The organism is Micromonospora sp. NPDC049645, assembly GCF_040675155.1.
Lineage (GTDB): Bacteria > Actinomycetota > Actinomycetes > Mycobacteriales > Micromonosporaceae > Micromonospora.
Window position 1 is genome coordinate 81,883 of sequence record NZ_JBFAOI010000003.1, and the last position, 16,287, is coordinate 98,169.

At 72.7% G+C, this 16,287-nt stretch carries 12 protein-coding genes and 1 pseudogene; 8 read left to right on the forward strand and 5 right to left on the reverse strand.

Features of this window, described 5'->3' with window-relative positions:
- Positions 1 to 55 precede the first annotated feature (55 nt).
- Entirely contained in the window at positions 56 to 751 is a 696-nt protein-coding gene (locus AB0J33_RS08870; protein WP_363611507.1) for a methyltransferase domain-containing protein, read from the reverse strand.
- 617 nt (positions 752 to 1,368) lie between these two features.
- On the opposite strand from AB0J33_RS08870, the gene AB0J33_RS08875 reads away from it, so the two are divergent.
- From AB0J33_RS08875 to AB0J33_RS08900, 6 genes are all read left to right on the forward strand, one after another.
- Positions 1,369 to 1,647 carry a hypothetical protein gene (locus tag AB0J33_RS08875; protein WP_363611509.1) on the forward strand — a complete coding sequence of 93 codons (279 nt, stop codon included), beginning with the start codon at positions 1,369 to 1,371 and terminating at the stop codon, positions 1,645 to 1,647.
- Between the two features lie 576 nt (positions 1,648 to 2,223).
- Entirely contained in the window at positions 2,224 to 4,410 is a 2,187-nt protein-coding gene (locus AB0J33_RS08880; protein WP_363611511.1) for a molybdopterin oxidoreductase family protein, read from the forward strand.
- On the forward strand, positions 4,407 to 5,846 hold the full coding sequence (locus AB0J33_RS08885) for an FAD-dependent oxidoreductase (protein WP_363611513.1): 1,440 nt from the start codon (positions 4,407 to 4,409) through the stop codon (positions 5,844 to 5,846). Before AB0J33_RS08880 ends, AB0J33_RS08885 begins: the two co-directional genes overlap by 4 nt.
- Positions 5,843 to 8,380, forward strand: coding sequence for a nitrite reductase large subunit NirB (nirB, locus tag AB0J33_RS08890; protein WP_363611515.1), 2,538 nt, complete (start codon positions 5,843 to 5,845; stop codon positions 8,378 to 8,380). The genes AB0J33_RS08885 and nirB overlap by 4 nt, the downstream gene beginning before the upstream one ends.
- The gene (nirD, locus tag AB0J33_RS08895; RefSeq protein ID WP_363611517.1) at positions 8,377 to 8,724 is read left to right on the forward strand and encodes a nitrite reductase small subunit NirD; all 348 of its coding nucleotides are present in this window, start codon (positions 8,377 to 8,379) and stop codon (positions 8,722 to 8,724) included. The genes nirB and nirD overlap by 4 nt, the downstream gene beginning before the upstream one ends.
- Complete coding sequence (locus AB0J33_RS08900; protein WP_363611519.1) at positions 8,724 to 9,812, forward strand: uroporphyrinogen-III synthase; 1,089 nt, start codon at positions 8,724 to 8,726, stop codon at positions 9,810 to 9,812. The genes nirD and AB0J33_RS08900 overlap by 1 nt, the downstream gene beginning before the upstream one ends.
- A gap of 42 nt (positions 9,813 to 9,854) precedes the next feature.
- On the opposite strand, the gene AB0J33_RS08905 is transcribed toward AB0J33_RS08900, so the two are convergent.
- From AB0J33_RS08905 to AB0J33_RS08920, 4 genes are all read right to left on the reverse strand, one after another.
- Positions 9,855 to 10,478 carry an ATP/GTP-binding protein gene (locus AB0J33_RS08905; protein ID WP_363611521.1) on the reverse strand — a complete coding sequence of 208 codons (624 nt, stop codon included), beginning with the start codon at positions 10,476 to 10,478 and terminating at the stop codon, positions 9,855 to 9,857.
- Positions 10,459 to 10,824: a DUF742 domain-containing protein gene (locus AB0J33_RS08910; protein ID WP_007465174.1), complete on the reverse strand. Its 366-nt coding sequence runs from the start codon at positions 10,822 to 10,824 to the stop codon at positions 10,459 to 10,461. Before AB0J33_RS08910 ends, AB0J33_RS08905 begins: the two co-directional genes overlap by 20 nt.
- 88 nt (positions 10,825 to 10,912) lie before the next feature.
- Positions 10,913 to 11,320 (reverse strand): roadblock/LC7 domain-containing protein, encoded by a 408-nt coding sequence (locus AB0J33_RS08915; protein WP_067313320.1) that lies wholly within the window; start codon positions 11,318 to 11,320, stop codon positions 10,913 to 10,915.
- On the reverse strand, positions 11,317 to 14,478 hold the full coding sequence (locus AB0J33_RS08920; RefSeq protein ID WP_363611523.1) for a sensor histidine kinase: 3,162 nt from the start codon (positions 14,476 to 14,478) through the stop codon (positions 11,317 to 11,319). Before AB0J33_RS08920 ends, AB0J33_RS08915 begins: the two co-directional genes overlap by 4 nt.
- A 444-nt stretch (positions 14,479 to 14,922) precedes the next feature.
- Between AB0J33_RS08920 and AB0J33_RS08925 the strand changes: the two genes are divergently transcribed.
- Entirely contained in the window at positions 14,923 to 16,101 is a 1,179-nt protein-coding gene (locus AB0J33_RS08925) for an ABC transporter substrate-binding protein (protein ID WP_363611525.1), read from the forward strand.
- A gap of 93 nt (positions 16,102 to 16,194) precedes the next feature.
- Positions 16,195 to 16,287: pseudogene (locus AB0J33_RS08930) on the forward strand (30S ribosomal protein S3); the annotation flags it as partial.

Consider the following 16,287-nt stretch of genomic DNA (forward strand, 5'->3'; position numbering starts at 1 on the left):
TCATCCGCACGCCCGTCGCCTCACCCCCGGTCGGCGAAACGCACATTCCGCCTGGTTACCCGGCCCGGCCACCGAACACCGCGAAGCGCCACTCCTTGAAGAAACAGTCGACGTCGACCAGGCCCGCCTCGGCGAGCCACCGGCACTGGTCGGCCACGGTCGCCGGACGGTCGTGGCTCATCCGTTCCCGGGCGGCGGCGATCTCCTCGGTCGACGAGCCCAGCTCGGTGATCCTGGTTGTCCAGACCTCGTCGTAGCGCCGGTCCAGCGCCGGGGTGGGGCCGGCGACCTGCTCGGCGTTGACGAACACCCCGCCTGGCGCCAGCGCGGCGGCGGCCCGCCGGTAGAGCGCCCGCTTGCCGGCGTCGTCCAGGTGGTGGATCGCCAGCGCGCTGACCACCGCGTCGTACCGGCCCGGCGGCAACTCGTCCGCCAGGTCGGCCTGGACCGTTCGGTGTGGCACGGACCGCGCGTTCAGCTGGTCGGCGGCGCGGGCGAGCATCGCCGGCGCGGCGTCCACCAGGGTCAGCCGGACTTCCGGCACCGCCGCGGCGAGCAGCAGGGAGAGCAGGCCGGTCCCCGCGCCCAGATCCAACACCTCGGGGGTACGACCGGCGACCAGCGCGGCGCGCAGCGGCGGAGCGGCCACCTCGACGGCGGTGCCGTAGAAGGAGTCGAAGCAGGGCACGAGCCGCCGGCGGGCCTCGTCATAGGTACCGGCCACCGCGTCGAACACGTCCGCCACGCTCATCGCAGCCTCCCACAATCTGAGACAAGTTTCCCATATTATAGGCGGCCGTGGGGCGAACGAGAACCGCTGCGCCAGCAACTTTGTCATCGCGCGAACGGCGGAGACACCGGCAAATCCACGTGATCCACACGTGTTCCTTGAAGTCGGGGCGTCCGGTCGTACGGGAGGGCCCGGTTTCAAGAAAGTCGAGTCGATCACGGACCCGGACACGCAAGAGGCCCCCGATTCCCGAGGATCCAGGGCGGCGAGAGCCTTGTGTGCAGACGGTGGCCCGTAGGCGGCGCGGCCGACCGGGACCCGAGACCCGGCGGACGCGTTCGCGCCGGGGCGGCACCTGCTCAGCCCTAGATCTTGGACAGTTTCCGTTAGCCCAGAACGGAAAATGTCCAAGATCTCGACGGGCGAGCAGTCACGACGGTCCTCTTCCCCCATCGACCGCCCAGGGGGGAGCACGTGCCGGACGAGCCACCCGTTCGGAAGCCCGAGCCGAAGTCCGAGCCGCAGCCGAACCTGTCGCCGCCGTCGGCACCGGGCGTGCCCTGGCCACCAGGGACCATCGTTCCGCCCTGGCCGGTGAACCGACTCGACCCACCCCCCGAGAACCGCGGGACGCACCCGTGAACGGGCCCGCGCGGAAGCCACGCGCGGGTAAGGTCCCGCACCTGACCCGCGCCGCGGGTGTGCAGTTCCCGCGCCCGATCTTCGTCCGGGTGATTCGCGTTCTCGACCGGCCGACGTACGACGGGTGGCTGTGGATCGACGGTTACCGGCTGGCCGCGAACGGCGACGCGGTGGCGCGGTGGCGCGGCGACGCGGTGGCGCGGTGGCGCGGCGACGCGGCGACGCGGCGACGCGGTGGCGCGGTGGCGCGGTGGCGCGCCGATCCCTGTTCGTGATGCCCGCGGGCCCTGGTCTGGTCGGACGTGCCCGCGCGGGCGGCCCGTCGGTCGACCAGGCGCACGCCCGGCAAGCGAGGTCCGGTGCGGGTCGGATGACCAGACCCCCTCCCCCGCACCAACCGATGCGCCCGGCGTGGCTCTGCCGTGGCTGCGCCGCTCCCCGGCCGTGCTCGCCGGCTCAGCTGCACCTCGCGACCGAGTTCTACGGCCACTCGATCGCCCTGGCGTTCTACCCGGCAGCGAACACGCAGAACGCGCTCGCCGCCGACTGGTCCAACCCGGGCCGCCTGGTCGAGCCAGCCTCTCCGCGATCTTGCAGTTGCTGTCGCGGCAAAGGGGGCATCCCGCGCATCTCGACAACGGAAACTGCAAGATCGGCGCGGGTGGGTGGGGTCGATCAGGGTCATCGGACTAGGGGTCGGATCGCGGCCCGCCGCGCTGGTCACGCGTCCGTTCGAGGCCGCCATGGCCCACGGTCAAGCGCTCTTCCCCGGTGCGGTGTGAGCCCCACTTGACAGGACCGAAACAGAAGAGACCCGGACCGGAAACCGCCCGCCGGCACGCTTTCCCGACATGACAGACGGTGCATGGTCGGCAACTCGACCGGGGCTCGCGCCCCGGGAGGTGGCGACGCACTGCCCGTACTGCGCCCTGCAGTGCGGTATGACGCTGCGCGAGGACGACGCCGGGGTGACGGTCCACCCGCGCCAGTTCCCCACCAACCGGGGCGGGCTCTGCCAGAAGGGTTGGACCGCCGCCGAACTGCTCGACCACCCGCAGCGGCTGACCACCCCGCTGGTGCGCGACCCGGCCACCGGCGAGCTGCGCCCGGCGAGCTGGGACACCGCGCTCGACCGGGTGGTCGCCGGCATCCGCGCCGTCCAGGACGACGCCGGTCGGGACGCGGTCGCCGTCTTCGGCGGGGGTGGCCTGACCAACGAGAAGGCGTACGCGTTGGGCAAGTTCGCCCGGATCGGGCTGCGCACGCGGAACATCGACTACAACGGACGATTCTGCATGTCCTCGGCGGCAGCCGCCGGGATGCGGGCCTTCGGCATCGACCGGGGGCTGCCGTTCCCGCTCGCCGACCTGGGCCGGGCCGACACCCTGCTACTGGTCGGGGCGAACCCGGCGGAGACCATGCCCCCGCTGGTGCGCTGGCTCACCGAGCAGCGCCGCGGCGGCGGAAAACTGATCGTCGTCGACCCCCGGGTCACCGCCACCGCCCGCCAGGCCGACCTGCACCTGCAACCGCTGCCCGGCACCGACCTCGCGGTGGCCAACGCCCTGCTGCACATCGCCCTCACCGAGGGTTGGGTCGACCGGGCGTACGTCGCCGACCGCACCACCGGATTCGACGCGGTCCGCCGGAGTGTCGCCGCCTGGTGGCCGGCCCGCGCGGAACAGCTCTCCGGTGTGCCGGTGGCCGACCTGGAGGCGACCGCCCGCGCGCTGGGCACCGGCGGACGCGTGATCATCCTGACCGCACGCGGTGCCGAGCAGCACGCCAAGGGGGTGGACACCGTCAGCGCGTACGTCAATCTCGCCCTCGCTCTCGGTCTGCCCGGCCGCGACGGTTCGGGGTATGGCTGCCTCACCGGCCAGGGCAACGGCCAGGGCGGCCGGGAGCACGGGCAAAAGGCCGACCAGCTCCCCGGCTACCGGAAGATCGACGACCCGGCTGCCCGGGAGCACGTGGCCCGGGTCTGGGGCGTGCCCGCCGACGAGCTGCCCGGCCCGGGAGTGCCCGCCTACCAACTCCTCGACTCGCTCGGCACCCCGGGCGGTCCGCGCGCGTTGCTGGTGTTCGGATCGAACCCGGTGGTGTCGGCGCCCCGGGCGGCCCGGATCGAGGGCCGGCTGCGCGACCTGGACCTGCTGGTCGTCGCCGACCTGCTGCTCTCCGAGACGGCCGCGCTGGCGGACGTGGTGCTGCCCACCGCCCAGTGGGCCGAGGAGGACGGCACCATGACCAACCTGGAGGGTCGGGTGCTGCGTCGGCGCGCACTACGCCCACCCCCACCGGGGGTCCGCACCGACCTGGCCATCATCTCCGACCTCGCGGCGAGGCTCGCCACCGAGGGCTGCGCCGCCACCGACGACTGCGCCCCCACCGACGGCTGCGCTGCCACCGACGACTGCGCTGCCACCGACGCGGCGGCCCGGTTCCCGGCCGACCCGGGCACCGTCTTCGCCGAGCTGCGCCGCGCCTCCGCCGGCGGGGCCGCCGACTACGCCGGCATCAGTTGGGACCGGATCGACGCCGACGACGGCGTCTACTGGCCCTGCCCGACCGAGGACGGGCCGGACACGCCACGGCTCTTCGCCGACCGGTTCGCCACACCGGACGGCCGGGCCCGCTTCCACCCCGTCGACCATCGGCCGGCCGCCGAGGAGGTCTGCGCCACGTACCCGCTGCACTTCACCACCGGCCGGGTGCTGGCCCAGTACCAGTCGGGCACCCAGACCCGCCGGGTGGCCGCGCTGCGCCGTGCCGCCCCGGAGGCGTACGTCGAGTTGCACCCCGACCTGGCCGCCCGGCTGGGCATCGACGACGGCGACCCGGTGCGGGTCACCTCGCGCCGGGGTGAGTTGCGGGCTCCGGCCCGGCTCAGTGCCGGAATCCGACCGGACACCGTGTTCGCCCCGTTCCACTACGCGGGGGCGGGACGCGCCAACTCGGTGACCAACGACGCGGTCGACCCGATCTGCGGGATGCCCGAGTTCAAGATCTGCGCGGTTCGGGTGGAGAAGGCATGACCGCCCGGGTGGTCATCGTCGGCAACGGGATGGCGGGCGCCCGCCTCGCCGCTGAGCTGCACGCCCGGGAGGGCGACCGGAAGGTCACCGTGCTCGGGGCCGAGCCGCACCGCGCGTACAACCGGATCCTGCTCTCCACCCTGCTGGCCGGTCGGATCGACGAGCCGGACGTGGAGCTGACCGAGGCCGCCGGGCACGGCGTCGACCTGCGCAGCGGCGTACCGGTGACCGCTGTCGACCGGTCCGCCCGGGAGGTCCGCACCGACGACGGCGAACGCATCGGATACGACCATCTGGTACTGGCCACCGGCGCCCGTGCGGTGGTGCCGACGCTGCCCGGCCTCGACCCGGCGAACCTGCCGGAGCGGGTGGTTCCCTTCCGCACCCTGGACGACTGCCGGCGGATCCTCGCCGCGGCGGACGGCGCCCGCAGCGCGCTGGTGCTCGGCGGCGGGCTGCTCGGCCTGGAGGCTGCCCGGGGGCTCGCCACCCGGGGGCTGGCCACCACCGTGGTGCACCCGCGGGAGCACCTGATGGAACGGCAGCTCGACCCGGCCGCCGGCGCGGTGCTCGCCGGCACGCTCGCCGGTTTCGGCGTCACCGTCCAACTGGGGGTGTCCGCGACCGGCGTGGCCGCCGACCCCGACGGCGTCCGCCTCGACCTGGCCGACGGCCGATCGCTGCGCGCCGACCTGCTGGTGCTCTCCTGCGGCGTACGCCCGGACACCGCCCTCGCGCAGGCCGCCGGCCTCACGGTGCGGCGCGGCGTGGTGGTGGACGACCGGCTGCGCACCACCGACCGGTCCATCTCCGCGATCGGCGACTGCGCCGAGCACGACGGCGTGCTCACCGGGCTGGTCGCCCCCGCCTGGGCCCAGGCCCAGGTGCTCGCCGACGTGCTGACCGGGACGGACCCGCTGGCCCGGTACCGGCCCCGGCCGGTGGTGACCCGGCTGAAGGCCGCCGGGATCGACCTGGCCTCGATGGGTGACGCGGCAAGTGGCGGACCGGGCGAGGAGCTGACCTTCGCCGACCCGACCCGGGGCACGTACGCCCGGTTGCGGATCCGGGACGAGCGGCTGATCGGCGCGATCCTGCTCGGCGACAACCCGGCCGTCGGCACGGTGATCCAACTCTTCGACCGTGGCCACCCGGTGCCGAGCGACCGGCGGGCGCTGCTGCTGGGCCGGGCACTCGGCACGGTCGGCGCGGCCCCGGCCGCTTCACCGGCGCTGATGCCGGACGCGGCCACGGTCTGCCAGTGCAACACGGTGAGCAAGGGCGCGCTGGTCAGATGCTGGCGCTCCGGCGCCCGGACGGTCGATGCGGTGGTGGCCGCGACCCGGGCCGGCACCGGATGCGGCAGCTGCCGGGACGCGGTGAGCGGCATCGTCGACTGGCTGAGCCAAGCGGAATCGGTGGAGGTGACGCGATGAGCGGCGGCGATCTGGTCGTGATCGGCAACGGCATGGTCGGGCAGCGTTTCGTGGACGCGCTGCGCGCCCGTGACCCGGAGGGCAACTGGCGGGTGACCGTGCTGGCCGAGGAGGGCCGCCCGGCGTACGACCGGGTGCGGCTCTCGGCGTACTTCGACGGGGTGAGCGAGAGCGAACTCAACCTGCACACACCGCACGACGGGGTGCGGCTGCGGCTCGGCGAGCCGGCCACCGCCGTCGACCGGGAGCGACAGGTGGTGACCACCGCAGTCGGCGAGTACCGCTACGACGCGCTGGTGCTGGCCACCGGGTCGTACGCGTTCGTGCCCCCGGTGGCCGGTACGGAGCTGCCCGGGGTCTTCGTCTACCGGACGCTCGACGACCTGGCCGCGATCCGGGCGTACGCCCAGGGCCGGCGGGCCGGCGCGGTGATCGGCGGCGGGCTGCTCGGCCTGGAGGCGGCGAACGCCCTGCGGCTGCTCGGCCTGAGCACCGACGTGGTCGAGTTCGCGCCCCGGTTGATGCCGGTACAGGTGGACCAGGCCGGCGGTGCGATGCTCCGCCGCTACGTCGACGAGTTGGGCGTACGGACCCATCTCGGGGTGGCGACCACCGCGATCCGTCCCGGCCCGGACGGCGCCGTCGCGGCCCTGGAACTCTCCGACGGCACGGCCGTCGACGCGGAGCTGGTGGTGGTGGCCGCCGGCATCCGGCCCCGGGACCAGCTGGCCCGGGACGCCGGTCTGCCGTTGGGCCCGCGCGGCGGGGTGCTGGTCGACGCGACCTGCCGCACCGCCGACGAACGGATCTGGGCCGTCGGCGAGTGCGCGGCGGTCGACGGCACCTGCCACGGTCTGGTCGCGCCGGGGTACGCGACGGCCGAGGTGGTGGCCGACCGGCTGGTCGGCGGGGCCGCGACCTTCCCGGGGGCGGACACCGCCACCAAGCTCAAGCTGCTCGGCGTCGACGTGGCCTCGTTCGGCGACGCCCACGGCGCGACCGAGGGCTGCCTGGACGTCACGTTCACCGACCCGGCCACCCGGGTCTACGCGAAGCTGGTCCTCTCCGACGACGCCCACACCCTGCTCGGCGGGGTGCTGGTCGGTGACGCCAGCGCGTACCCGACGCTGCGCGCCAGCGTGGGCGGCCCGCTGCCGGCCGCGCCGCTGGCGCTGCTGGCGCCCGACGGCGGCGGGGCGGACGCCGGGGCGTTGCCCGCGACCGCCCAGGTCTGCTCCTGCAACGCGGTGACCCGCGGCGACGTGGACGCCGCCATCGCGGATGGTTGCGCGGACGTGGCGGCGTTGAAGGCGTGCACCCGGGCCGGCACCAGCTGCGGCTCCTGCGTGCCGATGCTGAAGCAACTTCTGGACGCGGCCGGGGTGGCGCAGTCGCGTGCGCTCTGCGAGCACTTCGACGTCAGCCGCCGGGAGCTGTTCGAGATCATCCAGGTGCGCGGCATCCGCACCTTCTCCCGGCTGGTCGCCGAGCACGGTCGGGGGCGCGGCTGCGACATCTGCAAGCCGGTGGTGGCGTCGATCCTCGCCTCGCTGGGCAGCGGGCACGTGCTCGACGGCGAGCAGGCGTCCCTACAGGACACCAACGACCACTTCCTGGCGAACCTGCAACGCGACGGCAGTTACTCGGTGGTGCCCCGGATACCGGGCGGTGAGATCACCCCCGAGAAGCTGATCGTGATCGGTGAGGTCGCCCGGGACTTCCAGCTCTACACGAAGATCACCGGCGGGCAGCGGATCGACCTGTTCGGGGCTCGGGTGGAGCAGCTGCCGCAGATCTGGCGGCGACTGGTGGACGCCGGCTTCGAGTCCGGCCACGCGTACGGCAAGGCGCTGCGCACGGTGAAGTCGTGCGTGGGCGAGACCTGGTGCCGGTACGGGGTGCAGGACTCGGTCGGGCTGGCCGTCGCGCTGGAGCTGCGCTACCGCGGGCTGCGGGCGCCGCACAAGCTCAAGTCGGCGGTCTCCGGTTGCGCCCGGGAGTGCGCGGAGGCGCGCAGCAAGGACTTCGGCATCATCGCCACCGAGACCGGTTGGAACCTCTACGTCGGCGGCAACGGAGGCTTCCGGCCCCGGCACGCCGACCTGTTCGCCACCGACCTGTCCACGGACGCGCTGATCACCCTGATCGACAGGTTCCTGATCTACTACATCCGCACCGCCGACCGGCTGCAACGCACCGCCGGTTGGATCGAGGCGATGGACGGTGGCCTGGACCACCTGCGCTCGGTGATCGTGGACGACTCGCTCGGGCTCTGCGCCGACCTCGACGCGGCGATGGCCCGGCACGTGTCGACGTATTCCGACGAGTGGCGCGACGTGCTGGACGACCCGGATCGGCTACGCCGCTACACCTCCTTCGTCAACGCCCCCGACGTGCCCGACCCGTCGATCACCTTCACCCGGGAACGCGGCCAACTGGTACCCGTACGCGACCATTCCCCGACCGGATCCGAGCCGACGAACGGTCACCGTCGGCAACCGGTCACCCTCGGCCTACCGGAGGTACGGCGATGACCCAGACCCTCGCACTGACCTGGACCACCGTCTGCCGCCTCGACCGGTTGGAACCGGACCGGGGCGTCGCCGCCCTGGTAGACGGGGTACAGATCGCCCTCTTCCGGACCGCCGACGGGCTGTTCGCGATCGACAACCGCGATCCGGTCTCCGGGGCGTACGTGCTGTCCCGGGGCATCGTCGGCAGCCGTGGCGGAGCGCCGACGGTCGCGTCGCCGCTGCACAAGCAGGTGTACGACCTGCGCAGCGGGCACTGCCTCGACCTTCCCGGGGTGGCCGTGGCCCGACACGACGCGCGGTGCCGTAACGGGCTGGTCGAGGTTCGGCTGCGACAGGAGGCTTGATGCGGGAAGAACTGGCGGGCTTCACCATCGGGGTGACCGCCGACCGGCGGCGCGACGAGTTGGCCGCGCTGCTCGAACGCCGGGGCGCGCGGGTGGTGCTCGCCCCGGCGTTGCGGATCGTGCCGCTCTCCGACGACACCGAACTGCGCGAGGCGACCCGCGCCTGCCTCGATCAGCCGCCGGACATCCTGATGGCCAACACGGGCATCGGGATGCGCGGCTGGCTGGAGGCTGCCGAGGGCTGGGGGTTGGCCGAGCCGCTGCGCTCGGTGCTGGCCAGCTCGTACGTGGTGGCGCGTGGTCCGAAGGCGCGCGGCGCGATCCGGGCGGCCGGGCTGCACGACCAGTGGTCGCCGGCCTCGGAGAGCTGTGACGAGGTGGTCGACCACCTGCGTCGGCGCGGTGTGGCCGGGCAGGTGATCGCGATGCAGCTGCACGGCGAGCGGCAGCCCGAGTGCACGCTCGCGCTGGAGGCGGCCGGTGCCACGGTCATCGAGGTGCCGGTCTACCGCTGGGCGCCGCCGACCGACCCGGCACCGCTGCACCGGTTGATCGACCTGATCGCCGGCCGGCTGGTGGACGCGGTGACGTTCACCTCGGCGCCGGCGGCCGAGGCGTTGCTCCGGGCCGCCGGGGACCGCACCGACGCGGTGCTGTCCGCGTTGCGCGGCGATGTGCTGGCCAGCTGCGTCGGCGCGGTGACCGCCGAGCCGCTGCTGCGGCGCGGGGTGCCGGTGAGCGCGCCGGGTCGGGCCCGGTTGGGCGCGCTGGTGCGGACCATCGTCGACGAGTTGCCCCGCCGGACGGTGACGTTCAAGGCCGGTGGGCACCTGCTCACGTTGCGCGGGCACGCGGCGGTGATCGACGGCGAGCTGCGGCCACTCGCGCCCGCACCGATGGCGGTGCTGCGGGCGCTGGCCCAGTCCCCGGGACGGGTGCTGTCCCGCACGGCGTTGCTGCGCACACTGCCCCGAGGCGCGGACGAGCATGCCGTGGAGATGGCCGTCGCCCGGCTACGGGCCGGCCTGCACGCGCCACGCGTGGTGCAGACCGTGGTGAAGCGCGGCTACCGACTGCGGGTCGACTGAACGTGTCACGGCCGGCCGTCGTGCCGGCCGTGACACGAGGGTTCAGCCGACCGGCGTGGGGAAGCCCCGCCCGTGCTCGGACTGGAGCCGGAGCATGGCGTGCTCGACCACCGTCACCAGCACCTGCTTGACCGAGTCCCGCTGCCGGGCGTCGGTCATCACCAGCGGCACCTGCGGCGAGATGGCCAGCGCCTCGCGGATCTCCTCCGCCTCGTACTGCGGTGCGCCGTCGAACTTGTTCAGCGCCACCACGTACGGCAGGTTGCGGTTCTCGAAGTAGTCCAGCGGGGCGAACGCGTCGGTGATCCGGCGCGTGTCCACCAGTACGGCGGCACCCACCGCCCCCCGGATGATCTCGTCCCACATGAACCAGAACCGGGTCTGACCGGGCGTACCGAAGAGGTACAGGATCAGGTCCTGGGCCATGGTGATGCGGCCGAAGTCCATGGCGACCGTGGTGGTCTCCTTGCCCGGCACCTTGGACGGATCGTCGATGCCGACACCCGCCGCGGTCATCAACGCCTCGGTGGTCAGCGGCGTGATCTCGGAGATCGCCCCGACCAGTGTCGTCTTACCGACGCCGAAGCCGCCCGCGACGACGATCTTCGCGGATACGATTCCCCGGCCCGGCCGCCCCCCTGCGGGGTCATAGCCTGCGAAGTCCACTTAGCACCCTTCCAAGCAGTTCCATCCGCTCCTCGAACCCCTCGGCGGGAGCAGCAGTGTGTAACGTCAGCAGGCTCTCGGCCACCATGTCGGCGACCAACACCCGGGCAACGCCGAGCGGCATCCGGGTGTACGCGGCGATCTCCGCCAACGACTGTGCTCGGCCCTCACAGACCGTGGCGATGCGGTGCTTGTCATGCCCGGCGAAGCGGGACTCGGCGACCTGGGTGGGAGAGGCGGTGAGGACGGCCTCGAGGGCGATGTCCTGCCGGGGCTCGGTGCGACCACGGGTGACCGCGTACGGACGTACCAGCGCGCCGCGCGGGTCAGCGCGTCGTTGGTCCATGCCCGATCACCTCCTGGTCCCCTGTGGAGCCGGACTGCGCCGCCTCTCGTCCCTGGTCCGGCGCTCGGTCGGAGCGCCGCCTTTCCGGTTAGGAACGCACCGCGTCGCGCGGCAACGGCACCAGCGCGGCACCGACCCGCTCGACCAACAACGCCATCTCGTAGCCCACCTGACCCACGTCGCAGCTGCGCGCGGCCAGCACGGCCATCGAGGAGCCATCGCTGATCGACATCAGGAAGAGATACCCGCTGTCCATCTCGATGACTGTCTGCAACACCCCGCCCGCGCTGAACATCCGGGCCGCGCCCTCGGTCAGGCTCACCACGCCGGACGTGATCGCGGCGAGCTGGTCCGCCCGGTCCGTCGGCAGATCCCGGGAGGACGCGAGCAACAGCCCGTCAGCGGACACCGCCACCACGTGGGCGATGCCCGCCACGCTGTCGGCGAAGTTGGTGAGCAGCCAACCCATGTCCTGCATGGCAGCTGGCCTGTTCATCGGCTCTCCTTGGTCGAGGTGCTGTTCAGATCCGATCCGGCCGTCCGACCACGCTGCACACCGCGGTGGTAGGCCGACAGCAGACCACGTACTTCATCCGGGGTCCGCCGGCTGCGGTCCCGGCCGCTCTTCGGTTCGATGCCACCCGGCACGAGCTGTGCCTGCGGCACCCGCTTGGGCAACCCGGAGCGGGTGGTGCCGGCGGGAGCCGGCTCGGCGGCCCGACTGGCCCGGGACCAACCCTCGTCGGCCGCCGTCCGCCAGGCCTCCGGGTCCACCGGGGGCGGCGCCGTCCGGGCAGCCGGGGGCGGGTTGTACGACGGCGGCGCCGAAGGCGGCGCCGACGACCGGGTGCCGAAGCCGTCCATCGTGGTACCGAGGCCCTCGGCGCCCGGGGTGGCCGTGCCGTCGGTGCCGGAACTGCCCGGGGTGCGGGTCGGCAGCTTGGGTCGGGCCGGCGGCGCGGCCGGCACGGGCGCGGCGCTCGGCTGGCCACCGTTGCCGGTACGCAGACCGGTGGCCGCGGTGGTGGGCGCGGGCGGCTCGTCGAAGTTGGGCCGGGTGAAGATCGCGGTGGCGTCGTCGCCGTGCGACCGGAACCAGACCGCCTCCATCTCCCGGAAAATCGGCGCCTCGGCGGGGAAGTCGGGCCGGGTGCTGACCGGCGCGGCCGGCACCGACGGCGCGACCGGGGGTGCGGCCGGCGGAGCCACCGCGCCCGGACCGGCGACCGGCCCGACCGGGAGACCGCCCTGGACGCCACGCCCATCCGCGGCGGCGTCCGTGGTGGAGCCGCGCCGCGGCAACGGGTCGACGGTCGGGTAGGCCACGGTCGGGCTGCCCATCGAGGCGCCCGCGCCGTTGCCGTAGGCCGGCCGGGTCGGCGGGAGCGGAGCGGCGGGTGCCGGAGCGGCGGGCGCCGGGGCGGCCGGCGCGGGCACGGGTGGCATCGTCGAGCGCGGACCGGTGTAACCACCCGCCTGCACGGCCGGGGTGGTGTCCCGCGAGTCCAGCGGCGACTGCCACTGGGCGGGCGCCGGGGCGTTGGTCCGCCACTGGTCGGGCAGCGTCGCCGCCGACGTCGCGGCGCCGGCGAACTGCTCGGAGTGCCCCACCGGGGTGAGCGGCGTCTGCTCCACGGCCATCGGCTGACGCGGCCGGGTGAGCACCTGGTCGCGGCCTCGGCTGCTGGGCAGCACCACGGTGGCGGCGGGCAGGGTCACCTGGGCGACGGTGCCGCCCTCGACGTTGCGGCGCAGCTCCACCCGAATGCCGTAGCGGGAGGCGAGCCGGCTCACCACGGCCAGACCCATCAGCCGGAACGCGGCGACGTCGACGCTCGGCGGGGCCGCCAGCCGGCGGTTGAGCGAGTCCAGCTGCTCGTCGGTGAGGCCGAGGCCGCGGTCCTCGATCTGGATCAGTACGTAGTCGCGGATCCGGCGACCGTCGGCGACCACGGTGGTGTTCGGCGGCGAGAACCGGGTGGCGTTGTCGAGCAGTTCGGCGACGAGACGTACCACGTCGTTGACCGCGTGCGCGGCCACCGAGATGTCGGTGTCCACCGTCCCGAACTCGATGCGGTTGTACAGCTCCACCTCGGACTGGGCGGCGCGCAGGACATCCACCACCAACGCGTCGTCACGACGCGGCACGGCGGAGTCGGCGCCGGCCAGGACCAGCAGGTTCTCGTCGTTGCGGCGCATTCGGGTGGCCAGGTGGTCCAACTCGAAGAGCTGCGCGAGCCGCTTCGGGTCCTCCTCGCCGCGCTCGATCGCGTCCAGCTCGCCGATCATCCGGTCGACCAGGGTCTGACTGCGGCGGGCCAGGTTGAGGAACATCGCCGAGACGCTGGTACGCAGCGCCGCCTGCTCGGCGGCGACCCGCACGGCCTCCCGGTGTACGACGTTGAAGGCCAGCGCCACCTGACCGACCTCGTCGCGGGTGTTGAGCTGGATCGGGTCGCGGACCTGCCGGACGATCTCGTCCACCCCGCCGTCACCCACGCTGCCCATGTTCTGCAACCGCTGCACCGCGTCGGGCAGGTCGTGGTTGGCCACCGAGAGGGCGCCCTCACGCAGCCGACGCAGCGAGTGGTTGAGCGAGCGGGCCAGCACCACGGCCAGCGACACGGCGATGATCAGGGTCAGCAGCACCAGGACCGACTCGACCACGGCCTGCCGGATGACGTCCGAGCGCGCCTGGTCGGCCTGCTGGAGCAGACGGTTCTGGAGTTGGATCTCGGCCCAGCGCATCAGGTCGTTCACGGCGCCGATGGCGGCGGTGGCGTCCTGCGCGGTGACCAGCGGGCGCTGGCCGACCGAGCGGGTGATGTCGGTGGCGACCCGGTCGGCCAGGCCGACCGCGTCACCGGAGACGGTGCTGTCGACCAGGGCGCGCTGCACCGGGTCGGCGGCCAGGGAGAAGGCGACCAGGGCCTCCTGCTGGCTGGTCAAGGTGGCCACGAAGGAGGAGAACTGCTCCGAGTCGAGCTGGCCGGCGGTCAACGCGGTGAAGGCGACTGCCTCTTCCTCACCGACCGAAGCCTTGGCGCGGGCGAACGCGGAGACCGCGCGGCGACTGTCCGAGAGGCTCTCGTCGCCGGGCAGTTGGGCCAGGCCGTCACCGTAGGAGACCAGGTCGGTGAGGATGACTCCGTAGCGGAGCACCGCCTCGGCGACGGCCATCTGGCGGCGGTCCAGCACCTCCTGGCGGGTGCCGTCCAGGGTCGCCAGGTGGTCGTCGATGGCGGCCAGCCGGTCCCGCAGGGCGGCCGGCACCTCGCCGATCCGGCCCCGCTCGGCGCGGTACTCGTCGACCTGCTGCTGCGTCCGGCGGACCCGCAGGTTGTACGCGTCGGCCGGCTGCTGCGGATTGGCCAGGTAGGCCGCGGCGGCCATCCGCTCGGACTGCAGGTCCTGGGTGAGGGCGCTGACGTCGATGGAGAGAGCCGTCAGCGACCGGGCCCGGGTGGCGTCGAAAGCGCCCTCGCCGACGGAGATCAGGCGGACCGTGGCCAGCGCGATCACCGCCGCCACCGGAACGACCAGGATCAGCGCCAGTTTGGACCGGATCCGGGCGTCCCGCAGCCTCGGCATCCGTCGGCGCGCACGCCGACCGCTATCGCCGAGCGCGGGCAGGGTCGTCGGTCCGGTGCTCACGACATCGCCTCCGTCGTTTCTTCCCCGCCTGACCCGCCGAGCCATGCCGTAAGCGGAGGGGACCACGCGCGGCACGGCCGCGATTTCATCAGACATGATCCTGTTTGGGAAGCCGCAGTGAGGTAGGAAACGGTCGGACGGAGCGCATCCCGTGATCCGGGCAACTGATACCTTCATTTCTGCAAGCCCCTGAACAGGGCATGTAACTCCAGAGTGGTCACGCGTGTATGCAAAGTGAGCTTTTGCAAACATTGCGTTACCCCAGCATGTGGGATGGCCGTCCCGAAAATGCCACCGGGGTCCGCGCTTGACCACAGCGCCGGCCATTGGCAAGGTTTTGCAGGCTTCGCGCACACCGTACGGCAGAGGAGACCCCGTCCTCCACTGAGGACGGATTAGCGGCGGTGACCGGGCAGCGCCCGCGCCCGCACCTGGAGGACTGAGTTGAGCCCCATCCGCTCCGCGACCATCGCGGCGCTCGCATCGGCCGTAGTGGCCACCACGCTCACCGGCTGCCAGTTTGGCGAGGCGGAGCAGGACACGAGTCCGATCGTGATCGCCGCGGATCTCGAACTCTCCGGGGCCGCGGCCCCGGTCGGTCGGACATACCAGCGCGCCCTCGAACTCAAGGTCGAGCAGTTGAACTCTTCCGGTGCGCTGAACGACCGGAAGATCGAACTCAAGGTCAAGGACAACCGTTCCGACTCGGCCGAGTCACTTCGCAACATCGTCGACTTCAGCAGCGATTCGCGGGTCAGCGCCATCATCATGGGCGGCTGCAACGAATGCGCGGTCGGCGCGGTCGGGACCATCAACGAGAAGCGGATTCCCACCATTGCGCTGGCCGCTTCCGGCGCGATCGCCAGCCCGGTGGCCGAACGGCGCTACGTGTTCAAGCTGGGCCCCAACGCCCCGGACAGCGCCGCCGCACTGACCACCGAACTGCGTCGCAACAACATCCGCAAAGTGGGGATGCTGGTCAGCGACGACGAATACGGCCGGGAGGGCGCGGCAGCGCTCCGCAGCGAGCTGAACAAGGTCAACATCTCGCTGCGCGAGCAACGGGCCAAGACCACCGACACGGACGTCAGCCAGCAGATCCAGCAGCTGGTGACGGGCAAGCCCGACGCGCTGGTCTTCTGGACCCCGCCGGAGCAGGCGACACTTGCCGCGACCAGCACCCAACAGACCATCTTCCGTGGCTCGCTCTACTTCGACGCGGGCGCGGCCGGGGACCTCTTCCTCGGCGCCGCGGCCAAGGCGACCGAGCAGGCCACGCTGATCTTCACCCAGACGATGGTGATCGACGACGTGATCGCCACCACGCCGGCCAAGGCCGCGCGGCGGCAGTGGTTCCAGGACTACACGGCCCGCTTCGGCGGCTACAACGGGTCCTCGTCCTTCGCGGCGGACGCCGTCCAGCTGATCGCCGACGCGGAACTGCGCGCCGGTGGGGAGGTCGGGAAGGTCAACCGCGACGGCCTCCGGGACGTGCTGGAGACGTCCCAGATGGACGGTCTGTCCGGCCCGATCCGGATGACTCCGGACAACCACAGCGGCCTGATGCCGCAGGCGCTCACCACGCTGGTGGCGCGCAACGGTCGCTGGCGGTTGGCGGGGTAGACGCTGCTGGCGGGTTCGTCGGGTGCCGGGTTGGGTGTGGCCGACCGTGCCCGGCTCCGGGCGGTCAGGCTTGATCCCTGCGCCGGGCACGGTCTCACCGGCAAGCAGGTTCAGCTGAACATCATCGAGGTGAAGAACCCCGAGTCGGACGCTCAGCTGGTCGCGCAGGGCGTGGCCGAGCAGCTG